The sequence below is a fragment of the Mesorhizobium sp. CA5 genome (assembly GCF_020165105.1).
Lineage (GTDB): Bacteria > Pseudomonadota > Alphaproteobacteria > Rhizobiales > Rhizobiaceae > Mesorhizobium.
Genome location: NZ_JAIUHJ010000003.1, coordinates 249,678 through 262,934 on the forward strand (window position 1 = coordinate 249,678; position 13,257 = coordinate 262,934).

General features: G+C 61.3%; 14 protein-coding genes and 1 tRNA gene. 8 read left to right on the forward strand and 7 right to left on the reverse strand.

Features of this window, described 5'->3' with window-relative positions; all coding sequences use genetic code 11:
• Window positions 1-9: 9 nt before the first annotated feature.
• The 7 genes from LB529_RS06060 (at window position 10) to LB529_RS06090 (ending at window position 7,593) form a co-directional block, all read left to right on the forward strand.
• The gene (locus LB529_RS06060; protein ID WP_140708949.1) at window positions 10-624 is read left to right on the forward strand and encodes a DUF1326 domain-containing protein; all 615 of its coding nucleotides are present in this window, start codon (window positions 10-12) and stop codon (window positions 622-624) included.
• Complete coding sequence (gene pcsA, locus LB529_RS06065) at window positions 621-1,439, forward strand: phosphatidylcholine synthase (protein WP_181174816.1); 819 nt, start codon at window positions 621-623, stop codon at window positions 1,437-1,439. The genes LB529_RS06060 and pcsA overlap by 4 nt, the downstream gene beginning before the upstream one ends.
• Window positions 1,440-1,576: 137 nt before the next feature.
• Window positions 1,577-2,554: a quinone oxidoreductase family protein gene (locus tag LB529_RS06070; protein WP_224710535.1), complete on the forward strand. Its 978-nt coding sequence runs from the start codon at window positions 1,577-1,579 to the stop codon at window positions 2,552-2,554.
• 295 nt (window positions 2,555-2,849) lie between these two features.
• On the forward strand, window positions 2,850-4,427 hold the full coding sequence (locus tag LB529_RS06075) for an ABC transporter ATP-binding protein (RefSeq protein WP_224710536.1): 1,578 nt from the start codon (window positions 2,850-2,852) through the stop codon (window positions 4,425-4,427).
• On the forward strand, window positions 4,424-5,554 hold the full coding sequence (locus LB529_RS06080; RefSeq protein WP_224628258.1) for an ABC transporter permease: 1,131 nt from the start codon (window positions 4,424-4,426) through the stop codon (window positions 5,552-5,554). The genes LB529_RS06075 and LB529_RS06080 overlap by 4 nt, the downstream gene beginning before the upstream one ends.
• A complete protein-coding gene (locus LB529_RS06085) occupies window positions 5,554-6,474 on the forward strand; it encodes an ABC transporter permease (protein ID WP_224710537.1) in 921 nt (306 codons plus the stop codon). Before LB529_RS06080 ends, LB529_RS06085 begins: the two co-directional genes overlap by 1 nt.
• 51 nt (window positions 6,475-6,525) lie before the next feature.
• The gene (locus LB529_RS06090; protein WP_140545690.1) at window positions 6,526-7,593 is read left to right on the forward strand and encodes a BMP family ABC transporter substrate-binding protein; all 1,068 of its coding nucleotides are present in this window, start codon (window positions 6,526-6,528) and stop codon (window positions 7,591-7,593) included.
• Between the two features lie 77 nt (window positions 7,594-7,670).
• Here LB529_RS06090 and rimO read toward each other — a convergent pair whose 3' ends face one another.
• From rimO to LB529_RS06110, 4 genes are all read right to left on the reverse strand, one after another.
• A complete protein-coding gene (gene rimO / locus LB529_RS06095; RefSeq protein WP_224710538.1) occupies window positions 7,671-8,984 on the reverse strand; it encodes a 30S ribosomal protein S12 methylthiotransferase RimO in 1,314 nt (437 codons plus the stop codon).
• Between the two features lie 178 nt (window positions 8,985-9,162).
• Entirely contained in the window at window positions 9,163-9,849 is a 687-nt protein-coding gene (locus LB529_RS06100) for a TerC family protein (RefSeq protein ID WP_095765435.1), read from the reverse strand.
• A 270-nt stretch (window positions 9,850-10,119) separates the two neighbouring features.
• Complete coding sequence (locus tag LB529_RS06105) at window positions 10,120-10,527, reverse strand: DUF930 domain-containing protein (protein ID WP_181181276.1); 408 nt, start codon at window positions 10,525-10,527, stop codon at window positions 10,120-10,122.
• Between the two features lie 140 nt (window positions 10,528-10,667).
• On the reverse strand, window positions 10,668-11,009 hold the full coding sequence (locus tag LB529_RS06110) for a hypothetical protein (RefSeq protein WP_224710539.1): 342 nt from the start codon (window positions 11,007-11,009) through the stop codon (window positions 10,668-10,670).
• Here LB529_RS06110 and LB529_RS06115 point away from each other — a divergent pair.
• Window positions 11,008-11,286 carry a hypothetical protein gene (locus tag LB529_RS06115; protein ID WP_224710540.1) on the forward strand — a complete coding sequence of 93 codons (279 nt, stop codon included), beginning with the start codon at window positions 11,008-11,010 and terminating at the stop codon, window positions 11,284-11,286. The two genes, LB529_RS06110 and LB529_RS06115, sit on opposite strands and share 2 nt — an antisense overlap.
• 1,245 nt (window positions 11,287-12,531) lie before the next feature.
• On the opposite strand, the gene LB529_RS06120 is transcribed toward LB529_RS06115, so the two are convergent.
• From LB529_RS06120 to LB529_RS06130, 3 genes are all read right to left on the reverse strand, one after another.
• Window positions 12,532-12,621, reverse strand: a tRNA-Ser gene (locus tag LB529_RS06120).
• 224 nt (window positions 12,622-12,845) lie between these two features.
• Window positions 12,846-13,001 (reverse strand): hypothetical protein, encoded by a 156-nt coding sequence (locus LB529_RS06125; RefSeq protein ID WP_224710541.1) that lies wholly within the window; start codon window positions 12,999-13,001, stop codon window positions 12,846-12,848.
• Complete coding sequence (locus tag LB529_RS06130; protein WP_224710542.1) at window positions 13,002-13,256, reverse strand: hypothetical protein; 255 nt, start codon at window positions 13,254-13,256, stop codon at window positions 13,002-13,004.
• Window position 13,257 lies beyond the last annotated feature (1 nt).

Below are 13,257 nucleotides of genomic sequence, written 5' to 3' on the forward strand. Positions count from 1 at the left end.
GAGAATTCGATGACCGACAAAAGCTGGGCAATGAAAGGGGAGCTGGTACTCTCCTGCAATTGCACGGTTTTCTGTCCCTGCGTGCTGTCGCTTGGCAGCCATCCGCCAACCGAGGGCTATTGCCAGACATGGGCAGGCTTCCGCATCGATGCGGGCCATTTCGGCGAGGTCGACTTGTCGGGCCTCAATCTCGGCCTGATCATGGAAATTCCCGGCTATATGAGCCGCGGCAACTGGACGGCCGGCCTGTTCATCGACAAGCGCGCGTCGATCTATGCGGCGAAGGCGCTAACCAAGATCTTCACCGGCAAGGCCGGCGGCACCACCTCGCTGTTGTCGATCCTCGTCGGGAAATTCCTCGGCGTCGAGCAGGTGCCGATCACCTACGAGACGCACGACAAGACGCGCGTCTTCCAGATTCCCAAGGTTATTGACGGCGCGGTGACGCCCATTCCCGGCAAGGACCGTGAGAAAGATACGGTGATCGCCAATTCGGAATATTGGATCGCGCCGGAAATCATCGTGGCGAAGTCCGACAAGAGCAAGATGCGCGCCTTCGGCCGCAACTGGAATTTCGCCGGCCGCTCGGCCGAAATCTGCAAGCTGGACTGGCGGGGACCGTGAGCAAGAACACAAGGGCCGGCAAGGCAGCAAAGAAGATCGCGCAACGGATCCCATTGCCGAAGAAGAAGGTGACGTGGCCGCAGGCGCGCGCGTTCTCCGTGCATCTGCTCACCGCGTCGGGATCGTTCCTTGCCTTCCTGTCGCTGGTCGCGGCGAGCGAGCAACGCTGGACGGCGATGTTCTGGTGGCTGGGGCTGGCGCTTTTCGTCGATGGTATCGACGGCCCGATCGCCAGGAAGCTCGAGGTCAAGGAAATCCTACCGACATGGTCGGGAGAGCTCCTCGACAACATTATCGACTACGTCACCTACGTGCTCATTCCGGCCTTCGCGCTCTATCAGCGCGGCTTCATGGGCGAGAATCTGTCCTTCCTGTCGGCGGCCATCATCGTCGTCTCCAGCGCGATCTACTATGCCGACACCGGCATGAAGACGAAGGAGAACTTCTTCAAAGGGTTTCCCGTCGTCTGGAACATGGTGGTGTTCACGCTCTTCGTCATCGAGCCTGGGCAATGGGTGTCTTTCGCGGTGGTGGTGGTTGCCGGCATTTTGACCTTCATGCCGATCAACTTCATCCATCCGGTGCGTGTCGTGCGGCTGAGACCGGTCAATCTCTTTATGACGCTTTTGTGGTGCGCCTTTGGCGCGCTGGCGCTGGCGCAGGCAGCACTTGCCGCCTTCTATGACAAGATCGGCGTGCTGGGAGAGCAGGTCAGCAACTTCACCAAGATCGGCATCACGATCACCGGCCTCTATCTCGCCTGCATCGGAGGCATCATGCAGATGTTTCCCAATCTGGGCGCCAAGAAGTCCTGATCCTGGATCAGGATATTTTTGGCTGAATGGTCATCCTGGCCCTAGCTGTATATCGGCGCATGATTTTCCGAAAGTCGGTTCTCCCTTTCGCAATCATGTTTCCAGATTTGTGCACTTACCCTTCAGAGAGCTGAGCGATGTCTAAGGCAATCCGCATCCACGCCCATGGCGGCCCCGAAGTCCTGGCCTATGAAGACGCCGACCCCGGCCAGCCGGGAGAAGGCCAGATCCTGGTCCGGCACACGGCAATCGGCCTCAACTTCATCGACGTCTACTATCGCTCCGGGCTTTATCCGCCACTTGGCGGTTTTCCGCTGATCCCAGGCGGCGAGGCAGCGGGCGTCGTGCTGGCGCTCGGCCCCGGCGTCGACTGGCTGAAGCCCGGCGACCGCATCGCCTATGCCGTCAATGTCGGGGCTTACGCTGAGCAACGGGTGATCGCGGCCGACCGTGTGGTCAAAGTGCCGGATGGTATCGGCGACGAGCAAGCGGCGGCGATGATGCTGAAGGGCATGACGGCCGAATACCTCTTGCGCCGCACCTTTCCCGTCAAAGCCGGTGACACGATCCTCTACCACGCAGCCGCCGGCGGCGTCGGCCTGATCCTCGGGCAATGGGCAAAGCATCTCGGCGCGACCGTGATCGGCACCGCGAGTTCCGCCGACAAGATCGAGCTTGCGCGGGCGCACGGCTTCGATAACGTCATCAACTACAAAGAGCAGGATTTCGTCGCCGGCGTCGAGGCGCTGACGGGCGGGAAGAAATGCGACGTCGTCTACGATTCCGTCGGCGCCGACACTTTTCCGGCATCGCTCGATTGCCTGCGGCCGCTCGGCATGTTCGTCAGCTTCGGCCAGTCGTCGGGGCCGATCCCGCCTTTCTCGATATCGCTGCTGGCGCAGAAGGGCTCGCTCTATGCGACGCGGCCGACGCTCTTCGTCTACAATGCCAGGCGCGAGGATCTGGTGAAGTCGGCCGAAGCGCTTTTCGACGTGGTCAAGAGCGGCGCCGTCGAGATCAAGATCAACCAGCGCTATGCGCTGAAGGATGCTGCAAAAGCGCAGGCGGATCTCGAGGCCCGCAAGACGACGGGAACGACCGTTCTCATTCCCTAAAGCGCTTCACGGAAGCGGCGTACCGCTCTATCGCAATTCCGGACGGAAAACCGCTTTACACCCTTCGGCACGGTGCTCTTTCGGGCTGCCTTGTTTTTCAGCGGCTTGCCGAGCCCGAAGGCACGGCTTGCCTGAAAAGGGATGCGGATTTTGCCGTTGTTCTCAAGAGATCTATCTTAGCCCTTGAGTTTCCGCTGAAATTCTTGAAGCTCTTTCAAGTCGGGTGCTGCTTTCCGACTGGAGCCGGCCGCGCATACCATGCTTTCGGGAACACAGAACATGTCTGGGAAACCGGATGGGAGGCACTGTGAGTGCAAATCATGACAGGGCGAACCTGCTCGAGGTTCGCGGCCTAACCAAGATATTCGGCACGCTGACGGCGTGCGATCACATCGATCTCAATATCGCAAAAGGCGAGATCCACGCGCTGCTCGGCGAGAACGGCGCCGGCAAGTCGACGTTGGTCAAGATGCTGTTCGGATCGCTCGAGCCGAACTCGGGCGAGATCTTCTGGGACGGCAAGCCGGTCAAGATCACCAGCCCGGGCGCGGCCAAGAAGCTCGGCATCGGCATGGTGTTCCAGCATTTCTCGCTCTTCGAGGCGCTGACGGCGGCCGAGAACATCGCGCTCTCGCTCAATGATGGCTCGCCGATCAGCAGCATCGCCGCGAAGGCGAGGGCATTGTCCTATAGCTACGGCCTGCCGCTCGATCCGGATTCGCTGGTCGGAGATCTTTCGGTCGGCGAACGCCAGCGCATCGAGATCATCCGCTGCCTCCTGCAGACGCCGCAGCTCATCATCCTCGACGAGCCGACCTCGGTGCTGACGCCGCAGGAAGCCGACAAGCTGTTCGAGACGCTGGAGCGCCTGCGCGCCGAAGGCAAATCGATCCTCTACATCTCGCACCGGCTGGAAGAGGTCAAACGCATCTGCGACCGCGCCACGGTGCTTCGCCACGGCAAGGTCGTCGGCCACTGCAATCCACGTGAGGAGACGGCCGCATCGCTTGCCCGCATGATGGTCGGAAGCGAGGTGAAGGCGGTGGTGCGTGCGCCGGCGGAAGGCATCGAAACGGCGCCGGCGCTGCTGGAAATCCGCAGCCTCAGCCGCAAGCCGGCGACGCCGTTCGCCATCCCACTGAGGAACATCAATCTCACCGTACGTGCCGGCGAAGTGATCGGCATCGCGGGTGTGGCCGGCAACGGCCAGGGCGAGTTCTTCGAATCCGTCTCCGGCGAAGTGCTGCAGCAGGATACCGGTTCCGTGCGCATTCGCGGCAAGGACGCCGGCGGCCTTTCGATCACCGGCCGGCGGCTGATGGGGGCCGCCTTCGTGCCGGAGGAGCGGCTCGGCCATGGCGCAGCACCCCGCATGAAGCTTTCGGAGAACCTGCTTCTGTCTCGTCACGCCACTGACGGCAAGGCTTTCGTCGGTTCGGGCGGCACGGTGAAGAACGGCGCGGTTTACAGCGCTGCCCAGCGCATCATTAAAGCCATGGACGTGCGCAAGAGCGCGCCCGATCCGGAGGCCGCCGCATTGTCGGGCGGTAATCTGCAGAAATTCATTGTCGGCCGCGAGCTCGACCGTAGGCCCAGCGTCATGGTCGTCAACCAGCCGACCTGGGGCGTGGACGCAGGTGCGGCCGCTCACATCCGCCAGGCTTTGATCGAGCTCGCCCGCAGCGGCTCCGCTGTCCTTGTCATCAGCCAGGACCTCGACGAATTGTTCGAACTGTCGGACGCCATCGCCGTCATGCACAACGGCGAATTGTCGACGCCGCTGCCGATCGCCGAGGCGACTTTCGAGAAGGTCGGCCTGTTGATGGGCGGCGCCGAGCCCGGCCATGCCGAACACAGCTTGGAGGTCGCATGATGCGCATCGAACTTGTCAAACGCCCGCAGCGCTCGGCGCTGTTCTCGATGCTGTCGCCTTTCATCGCCTTCGCGCTGACGATCATTGCCGGCGCCATCATGTTTGCGCTGCTCGGCGTCAATCCGCTCAACGCCTTCGAGATCTATTTCGTCGAGCCGATCAGCCAGGTCTGGCAGTTGCATGAGCTCGCGATCAAGGCAGCGCCGCTGATCCTGATCGCGGTCGGCCTGTCGGTCTGCTACAAGGCCAACATCTGGAACATCGGCGCCGAAGGCCAGTTCATTTTCGGCGCGATCTTCGGCTCGATCATCCCGGTGCTGTTCCCGCAGTTCGAAGGCCCGCTGGTGATCCCGCTGATGCTTTTGCTGGGTATGGTCGGCGGTGCCTTCTACGCATCGATTCCGGCACTTCTGAAGACGCGCTTCAGCACCAATGAGATCCTCACCAGCCTGATGCTGGTCTATGTCGCGCAGCTTTTCCTCGACTGGCTGGTGCGCGGTCCATGGCGCGATCCGCAAGGCCACGGCTTCCCGCAAACCATCCAGTTCGGCGATTCCGCGGTACTGCCTGAGTTGATGCCGGATGCCGGCCGCGCCAATTGGGGTTTCGTCTTCGCGCTGGTCGCCGCGGTAGCGATCTGGCTGATGATGAGCCGCATGCTGAAAGGATTCGAGGTCCGCGTGCTGGGTTCAAGCCCAAGGGCAGGGCGCTTCGCCGGTTTCGGCTTCAACCGGATGGTGTTCTTCGCCTTCCTTCTGTCGGGGGCGCTGGCCGGTCTGGCAGGCATCTCGGAAGTGTCCGGCGCCATCGGCCAGTTGCAGCCGGTGATCTCGCCCGGCTACGGCTTTACCGCCATCATCGTCGCCTTTCTCGGCAGGCTCAATCCGCTCGGCATCGTCGCCGCGGGCCTGGTGCTGGCGCTGACCTATCTCGGCGGCGAGGCGGTGCAGAGCGCGCTTGGCATTTCCGACAAGGTGGCGCGCGTCTTCCAGGGCATGCTTCTGTTCTTCGTGCTCGGCTGCGACACGCTCATCCATTACCGCATCCGCCTGATCGGCATGGCGCTGACGAAGTCGAAGGGCGCGGCGCAGCTCGAAGCGGCGCCCAAGCTCGAGGAGGCCCGCTGATGGACATCACCGTCAACATCCTTTTGACCATCGCGACCGCGGCGACGCCGCTTCTGATCGCGGCGATCGGCGAGTTGGTGGTCGAGCGCTCAGGTGTGCTCAATCTCGGCGTCGAGGGTATGATGATCATGGGCGCCGTCGGCGGCTTCGGCGCCGGCTATCTCACCGGGTCGCCGTGGATCGGCCTGCTCGCGGCTATCATCGTCGGCGCGCTGTTCTCGCTGCTGTTCGCCGTCATGACGCTGTCGCTCGCGACCAACCAGGTGGCGACCGGCCTGTCGCTGACGCTGCTCGGCCTCGGTCTCTCCGGCATGATCGGCACCAGCTTCGTCGGCCAGCCGGGCGTGAGATTGCCCAATTTGGACATCCCGGGGATCAGCTCGATCCCGGTGGTCGGCAGGCTGGTCTTCGGCCAGGACCCGGTGTTCTACATCTCGATCGCGCTGACCGCGGCGGTGATGTGGTTCCTGTTCAAGACGCGCACGGGCCTGACGCTTCGCTCGATCGGCGACAGCCATACGTCGGCGCATGCGCTCGGCATCAAGGTCATCCGCTACCGCTATCTCGCCGTGATCTTCGGCGGCGCCTGTGCCGGTCTTGCCGGCGGCCACCTGTCGCTGGTCTACACGCCGCAATGGGTCGAGAACATGAGCGCTGGCCGCGGCTGGATCGCGCTGGCGCTGGTGGTGTTCGCGTCCTGGCGCCCGTGGCGGGTCCTGGCCGGCGCCTATATCTTCGGCGCGGTGTGGATCGGCCAGCTTCATGCACAGGCTTTTGGCATTCCGGTGCCTTCGCAGTTTCTTTCTTCGCTGCCCTATCTGGCAACCGTCGTGGTTCTCGTTCTAATCTCGCGCAACAAGCGGCTGACGATGATGAACACGCCGGCTTCGTTGGGGCAGCCATTTGTTCCGGATCGTTGACAACAACAAAAAGACGGGAAGCTCCAAGGCTTAACTCAGAGAGGTAACACAATGAAAAAACTGCTTATTGCGTTGATGACCACGGCCGCGGCCCTGTCCCTGGCGGCAACCGCCCAGGCCGCCGACAAGCTCAAGGCCTGCTGGGTCTATACGGGTCCGATCGGCGACTTCGGCTACTCCTATCAGCACGACCAGGGCCGGCTCGAAGTCGAGAAGGCGCTCGGCGACAAGGTCGAGACCGCCTATCTCGAAAACGTCTCGGAAGGCCCGGACGCCGACCGCGCTTTCGAGCGCCTGGCGCGCGAGAAGTGCAAGATCATCTTCGGCACCTCCTTCGGCTTCATGGATGCCGAAGTGAAGGTCGCCAAGAAGTTTCCCAAGGTGATGTTCGAGCATGCTACCGGCTTCAAGACCGGCGACAATCTCGGGATCTACAACGCCCGCTTCTATGAAGGCCGCTATGTGCTCGGCCAGATCGCAGCCAAGGAATCGAAGAAGGGCCTCGCCGGCTACATCGTTTCCTTCCCGATCCCGGAAGTGGTGATGGGCATCAACTCCTTCATGCTCGGCGCGCAGTCGGTCAATCCCGACTTCAAGGTGAAGATCGTGTGGGTGAATTCCTGGTTCGATCCCGGCAAGGAGGCCGACGCCGCCAAGGCGCTGTTCGACCAGGGCGCCGATATCATCGTCCAGCACACCGACTCGACCGCCGCCCTGCAGGTCGCCGAGGAGCGCAAGCTGCACGGCTTCGGCCAGTCGTCCGACATGATCAAGTTCGCGCCGCACGCGCAGCTGACCTCGCTGACCGACGAATGGGGCCCGTATTACATCAGCCGCGTCCAGGCGGCGCTCGACGGCACCTGGAAGCCTGACAATGTCTGGCTCGGCATCAAGGACGGCGCCGTCAAGCTCGCCCCCTACACCAACATGCCTGACGACGTGAAGGCGATGGCCGAGGCGACCGAGAAGAAGATCGCCGGCGGCTGGAACCCCTTCACCGGACCTGTCTCCAAGCAGGATGGTTCGCCCTGGCTGAAGGACGGCGAGGTCGCCGACGACGGCACGCTGCTCGGCATGAATTTCTACGTCAAGGGCATCGACGACAAGCTGCCGCAGTAAGCGGCAAATCGCTGAACCGAAACGAAAAAGGGCGCCCCAGGCGCCCTTTTTTAAGCTGCGTGGGTCCGCGTGGGCTGTCAGACGGCAGAGCCGTAAAGGTCGTAAGCGTCGGCGCGGTCGATCTTGACGGTGACGATCTCGCCGGCGCGCAGCGGCCGCCGCGACTGGATGTGCACGGAGCCGTCGATCTCCGGCGCGTCGTATTTGGTGCGGCCTTTGCCGGATGTGCCATGCGCCTCGTCGATCAGCACCGGCAGGCGCTTTCCGACTTTCTTGGCGAGCTGCGTTGCCGAGATCTTCTGTTGGCGCTGCATGAAGCGGTGCCAGCGCGCTTCCTTGACTTCCTGCGGCACCTGCTCCAGCCCGAGGTCGTTGGAGCGCGCGCCCTTGACCGGCTCGTATTTGAAACAGCCGGCGCGGTCGATCCTGGCTTCGTCCAGCCAGTCGAGCAGCATCTCGAAATCGTCCTCGGTCTCGCCGGGGAAGCCGACGATAAAGGTCGAGCGGATGGCGAGGTCCGGGCAGACCTCGCGCCAGCCACGGATGCGGTCCAGCGTCTTTTCGCCATGCGCGGGCCGGCGCATGTTCTTCAGCACCTGCGGCGAGGCGTGCTGGAAAGGAATGTCGAGATAGGGGAGGATCTTTCCCTCCGCCATCAGCGGAATGACGTCGGCGACATGCGGGTAGGGGTACACATAATGCATGCGTATCCAGATGCCGAGCTTGCCGAGCTCCTCGGCGAGGTCGAGGAATTTCGCCCGCACCTCGCGATCGCCAAACATCGACGTCTGGTACTTGATGTCGATGCCGTAGGCGCTGGTGTCCTGCGAGATGACCAGGATCTCCTTGACGCCTGCCTTTGCGAGCTTTTCGGCTTCGCGCAGCACGTCCGCGGCCGGGCGCGAGACGAGATCGCCGCGCAGTGCCGGAATGATGCAGAAGGTGCAGCGGTTGTTGCAGCCCTCGGAAATCTTCAGATAGGCGTAGTGGCGCGGCGTCAACTTCACGCCCTGCGGCGGCAGCAGGTCGACATAAGGATCATGGCTGGGCGGGGCCGCCTCGTGCACCGCCGCCATCACGCTTTCATAGGCCTGCGGGCCGGTGATCGCCAACACATTGGGATGCTTTTCGCGGATGACCTCCGGCTCGGCGCCGAGGCAGCCGGTGACGATGACGCGGCCGTTTTCGGAAAGCGCGGAGCCGATGGCGTTGAGCGATTCGTCGCGGGCGGAATCGAGAAAGCCGCAAGTGTTGACGACGACGAGGTCGGCGCCGTCATGCTTGCGTGCGATCTCGTAGCCCTCGGCGCGCAGCCGCGTGATGATGCGCTCGGAATCGACGAGCGCCTTCGGGCATCCAAGACTGACGAAACTGACGCGTGGGGCGGACATAAATTTGTTTTCCAAGAGATGAGGGCGAGATCGAGGAGCCTCAGGCTCCGAAGATCGATCTACGGCGCGCGGCTTTGAGCCATTTCGCGCGGCGCAATAGCACGCTTCGGCACAGAAGCAAACCTGCCAGCCGGCCATGGCAAGGGGCGATGCGGCAGGCGCTCGCCTTGAAAGAGCGTCAGTGGCCGTCCGATCCGAACCAGGGTGCCAGGAAAGCAAAATGGTCGGGAAATTGCTGCACGGCGCCTCCCAAAAGCATGTTCACCGCGACATAGAGGATGATCAGCAGGCCGACATAGGCGATCCAGCGGTACTTGTGCAGCAGGCGCGCGACGAAGGATGCGGCAAAGCCCATCAGCGCGATCGAAAGGACCAGTCCGATAATCAGCACCGTGGGATGCTTCATGGCTGCGCCGGCGACGGCGAGCACGTTGTCGAGCGACATCGAGACGTCGGCGATGACGATCTGCCAGGCAGCCTGCGAGAAGGTCTTGCGCGGGCCTTTGCCGGCGATTTTGCCGTCCTTGTTATAATCGCCGTTCGACAGCGCTTCTGTCGCGTCGCGCTCATCCTCGTGGCTGACGCGCAGCTCGCGCCACATCTTCCAGCATACCCACAGAAGCAGGAGCCCGCCGGCAATGAGCAGCATCGGGCCGATGCTCAGCAGCCATTGCGTGATCAGGGCAAAGACGATGCGCAGGACGGTGGCTGCCGCGATGCCGACCAGGATGGCGCGCTTGCGCTGATCGACGGGAAGGCCGGCTGCCGCGAGGCCGATCACAATCGCGTTGTCGCCAGCAAGCGCGAGATCGATTGCGACGACCTGGAGAAGAGCCGAAAGGCCTGCGGCAGTGAATATTTCCATCGACTAGAAATCCTTGCCTGAAATGAGCGTAGCCCTTTACCCGGACGGGCCTAAAGGGACGGTCCATCGGCGTCAAGGCGCAGGGTTGGACATCGCCGGAAAACAAGGCCGGCAGCGCAAGCCCCAAAGGATCTAGGGTGGTCGCCGGCAAGCTGGCTAGGCCGAAAACTAGAGCGTTTCACCGTTTCACGGAAACGGCGAACCGCTCTATCTCTTTGTTTTGACGCAATTCCGGACGGGAAACCGCTACGCACTTTCCCTGGAATTGCTCTAGTCGTAGAGATTATATTTGGCCCAGTCGGATTCCGGGATTTCGTCGCCGATCTTATAGCGGAACTGCAGCACCTGCATATGGTCCGGCGCGGTCTGGCATTTGAACTTCAGCCGGTACCATTGGCCATTGCTGCGGAAGGCGGCGCCCGAGCTCTTGATGGCATCGGCGCTCATCTGCGGTGTGGCGAAGGCGTAGGCCACGACGCGGTCGGCCTTGTAGTTGCGATCGTCGTGGCTGATCCGGTCGAGCACCTCGGCGTCACAGCGCTGCTCGAGGCGGGTCTCAGGATCGAGTTTCATCAGGCCGGCGCGCAACGCATTGTCCATCGCCTTGGCCGGCAAGACCGGCGTAAGCGACGCCAGAACCATCAGGCAGAGCTTTTTCATGGGCGCGACAAGCAGCATATTTTGTCCGATAAATCAAATAAACGCTTCTTTATCGTTGTCGGCTGCCAGCGCCGCATCGGTTCCGACGAATGCACCGTCTGCAACCGTTGATCGCCGCAACCTGCAGACGCGCCAATAAGCGTGGAATGTCTATGTCGTCACCCAGTGAGGAAGGGCATGATGTCCACGCCGTCTCCTGGAAAGATCGAGAAATGCGGATGATTCTCGAAGAGGCGGGCGGCAGCTTCTATCGTCTCGGCTTCAACGACAATGTAGCCGCAAAAGGGGTTCACCGCGTCGGCGATGCCGTCCTTGGTCACCCGCGTCGTCTTGCCGACCATTCCCCCGCGATCGGGGAACGATGCGGCGTTCTTGTCCTCCCAGTCCGCCCATTGCTTCAACCCGATAGCGTCGATCGCGCTCTGCTCGGACTTGGGCAGGCTCCGGAAGCGACCGAGGTCTTCGGGCTTCATCGTGTAGACGGCGAGAAAGCGAGGCATGCGGCGCGCTCTCGTGCTGGCGGAAAGGTATGCCAGCCTAGACTGCCTTTCGGTCGAAGTCACCGCGGCAGAGGAAATCCGCTTCCGCGCGCAGGCCCGTGACGGCGACGCGTCCTGCTGCTTGGGCGATCGGCGGCAATATCGGACGATAGAGAGGGCAGGCGGCGGCATCTGGCGGAGGGATTTCCGGGTCGATGTGCAAGACGATCTTGGCGTCCTCCCGCCAGTCCGCATCCTCGGCGGCGGCATCGCCCGAATACGCGCCGCGGCCCGCTGACGCCGCAGGACCTGGACCAGTCCCGCCCAACAACAGAGGAAAAATTGCAGAACCCACCACCGCCGCTCTCCGCGGCGCTGGCCGCACTCGTCCTCCAACTCGCGGAGGATCAAACCTCGCCCGCGGCAGTCAAAATACGCGTCCAGCCTGGGTGCGGTGAGAGAACCGGGCTAGCCATGAATGAGATGAAATAGAATTTTCAATACAGGAATGACAAATATCAATGTCAATACAACAATGTGAGATCGCTTTATATTCAAGCTTTTCGACCCTGGAAGCGCTTTTCCGGTAGAAACTTTGTTGTAAAGAGCGACTATTCCAAACATTCCAATAAAGCCAAGGAGAGCCAACGGGAGCGCGTACGGCTTGAACCAGGTAGGAAAGAATGGTCTACCGATCAAAAGAGGGAAAATTAGCATGCTAGCAACAATCACGACCGCACTACGAAAGTCGAATTGTCGGAAACGTTCCATCTGCCCCTCCCAAGAACTTTTCAGGGACAGCTAAACCAAGGTCAACGGCTATTTGCTACGCAAAATAACGTGAACGGACGTCGCCACCGGCACAGCGAACGAACCAGGCGGGCCGCGTTGCACAGACTGTCCGCTCTGGTACGGCGGGAGGTGCGGGTTGCCTTGCCTGGGTAAGACGCCCGTCTCGACTGCAAAAGCCCCGCTTCGGCGAGGTTTTTCATATATGCCACGCGCACGATTTTTTCGGCAGGAGCACCTTACGATGTGAATCGGCGATCCGTCATTGGATACGCTGTCATACAGAAGAGGGCCTGAAATGCACGAGCACGCTTCGACGTTGCCGCTACACGGTGCGCTGGTCGAAATCGCTAGACAACTGGCGGACACACCAGATCGGCGGCGGCGATCGCTTTTTTTCGATCCAGTAAGAGATGGATACGCCAGATGCGCGTGGTGTCACATCACGGGCGTGACAAAGCCATCGGTGTTAAAAGCTGTTGCAGACAAGGACCCCGCCAACTCGCGTCGGTATGATTGCTCGGTGTGCGGCCAAGAGTTTCGAGTAGGCGTGTAACTGGGCGCCGGCCCCTTGGGAAGCATGGCGGTCTCCTGGATTCAGAATGAGACAATGCTGTCGGGAGATGACCATGCCAGTTGACCTACCCCGGCCGGATGTCTCATTCCGTCTCTAAATCAACAGCATCCTACATGATGGGCTTTTGGGTGGGTAAGTTCCATCATTTGCCATAACTTATTGATTTTATTGATTATATGGCGGAGGGAGTGGGATTCGAACCCACGGTGAACTTGCGCCCACGCCGGTTTTCAAGACCGGTGCCTTAAACCGCTCGGCCATCCCTCCATCGTGATCTTCACGAGGCGCTTCGTCCTGCCGACAGCAAAGCCCTGCCGGCAGGAACGCAAGCGCCCCATGCTCTAGTGCGCCGTGCAAAGATCTGTCAATCGCGGGAGTGGCCCAATGTTGTTTGGAGGTGACGGATAGCCGGTGCATGCATTGACAATGCAGCCAACACGCTGCCAATTGGAACCTGTAGTATTTCAAGAGGGGAAGATCGTGAAGAAAATCTATGAGAAACCTGTTTTGACGAAGCGCGAGAAGCTCTCGCAGGTCGCCGCCACCGTGTCGTCGGTGCCGCGATAACAGACCGGCAACCCGGTCGGGCCGACCTCGAGGACGATCGCCCAATGGCCGGGGCGGAGCTCGCGGATGTGGCCTTTCATTTAATCTTCCTCCTGCTGCTGATCGGGCAGCATGCCGTGCTCTTTTCGGAACTCGAACGCTCTCACTTTTTCTTCAAGTAGTTCGCTCAACGATTTAGCCTTCGCGAATAGGAGTGCGAGGCGAGCATCGTCGAAGTCGCTACCTTCCTTCATCGCCTGAAGCGGAACCATCACCAAGTTGACCTGAACTATCGGATCAGATTGGCGCACGTCGCGGCCGGGGAAGGGTTCGACACGCGCAGCTCGCGAACGCATG

What these genes read in the sequence shown, in the direction of transcription:
- LB529_RS06105 (WP_181181276.1), bottom strand. Translation starts at nt 10,527, where the DNA reads ATGCTGCTTGTCGCGCCCATGAAAAAGCTCTGCCTGATGGTTCTGGCG.
- rimO (WP_224710538.1), bottom strand. Translation starts at nt 8,984, where the DNA reads ATGTCCGCCCCACGCGTCAGTTTCGTCAGTCTTGGATGCCCGAAGGCG.
- LB529_RS06110 (WP_224710539.1), bottom strand. Translation starts at nt 11,009, where the DNA reads ATGCCTCGCTTTCTCGCCGTCTACACGATGAAGCCCGAAGACCTCGGT.
- LB529_RS06080 (WP_224628258.1), top strand. Translation starts at nt 4,424, where the DNA reads ATGATGCGCATCGAACTTGTCAAACGCCCGCAGCGCTCGGCGCTGTTC.
- LB529_RS06100 (WP_095765435.1), bottom strand. Translation starts at nt 9,849, where the DNA reads ATGGAAATATTCACTGCCGCAGGCCTTTCGGCTCTTCTCCAGGTCGTC.
- LB529_RS06085 (WP_224710537.1), top strand. Translation starts at nt 5,554, where the DNA reads ATGGACATCACCGTCAACATCCTTTTGACCATCGCGACCGCGGCGACG.
- LB529_RS06125 (WP_224710541.1), bottom strand. Translation starts at nt 13,001, where the DNA reads ATGAAAGGCCACATCCGCGAGCTCCGCCCCGGCCATTGGGCGATCGTC.
- LB529_RS06115 (WP_224710540.1), top strand. Translation starts at nt 11,008, where the DNA reads ATGCGGCGCGCTCTCGTGCTGGCGGAAAGGTATGCCAGCCTAGACTGC.
- LB529_RS06130 (WP_224710542.1), bottom strand. Translation starts at nt 13,256, where the DNA reads ATGCGTTCGCGAGCTGCGCGTGTCGAACCCTTCCCCGGCCGCGACGTG.
- LB529_RS06090 (WP_140545690.1), top strand. Translation starts at nt 6,526, where the DNA reads ATGAAAAAACTGCTTATTGCGTTGATGACCACGGCCGCGGCCCTGTCC.
- LB529_RS06070 (WP_224710535.1), top strand. Translation starts at nt 1,577, where the DNA reads ATGTCTAAGGCAATCCGCATCCACGCCCATGGCGGCCCCGAAGTCCTG.
- LB529_RS06060 (WP_140708949.1), top strand. Translation starts at nt 10, where the DNA reads ATGACCGACAAAAGCTGGGCAATGAAAGGGGAGCTGGTACTCTCCTGC.
- LB529_RS06075 (WP_224710536.1), top strand. Translation starts at nt 2,850, where the DNA reads ATGGGAGGCACTGTGAGTGCAAATCATGACAGGGCGAACCTGCTCGAG.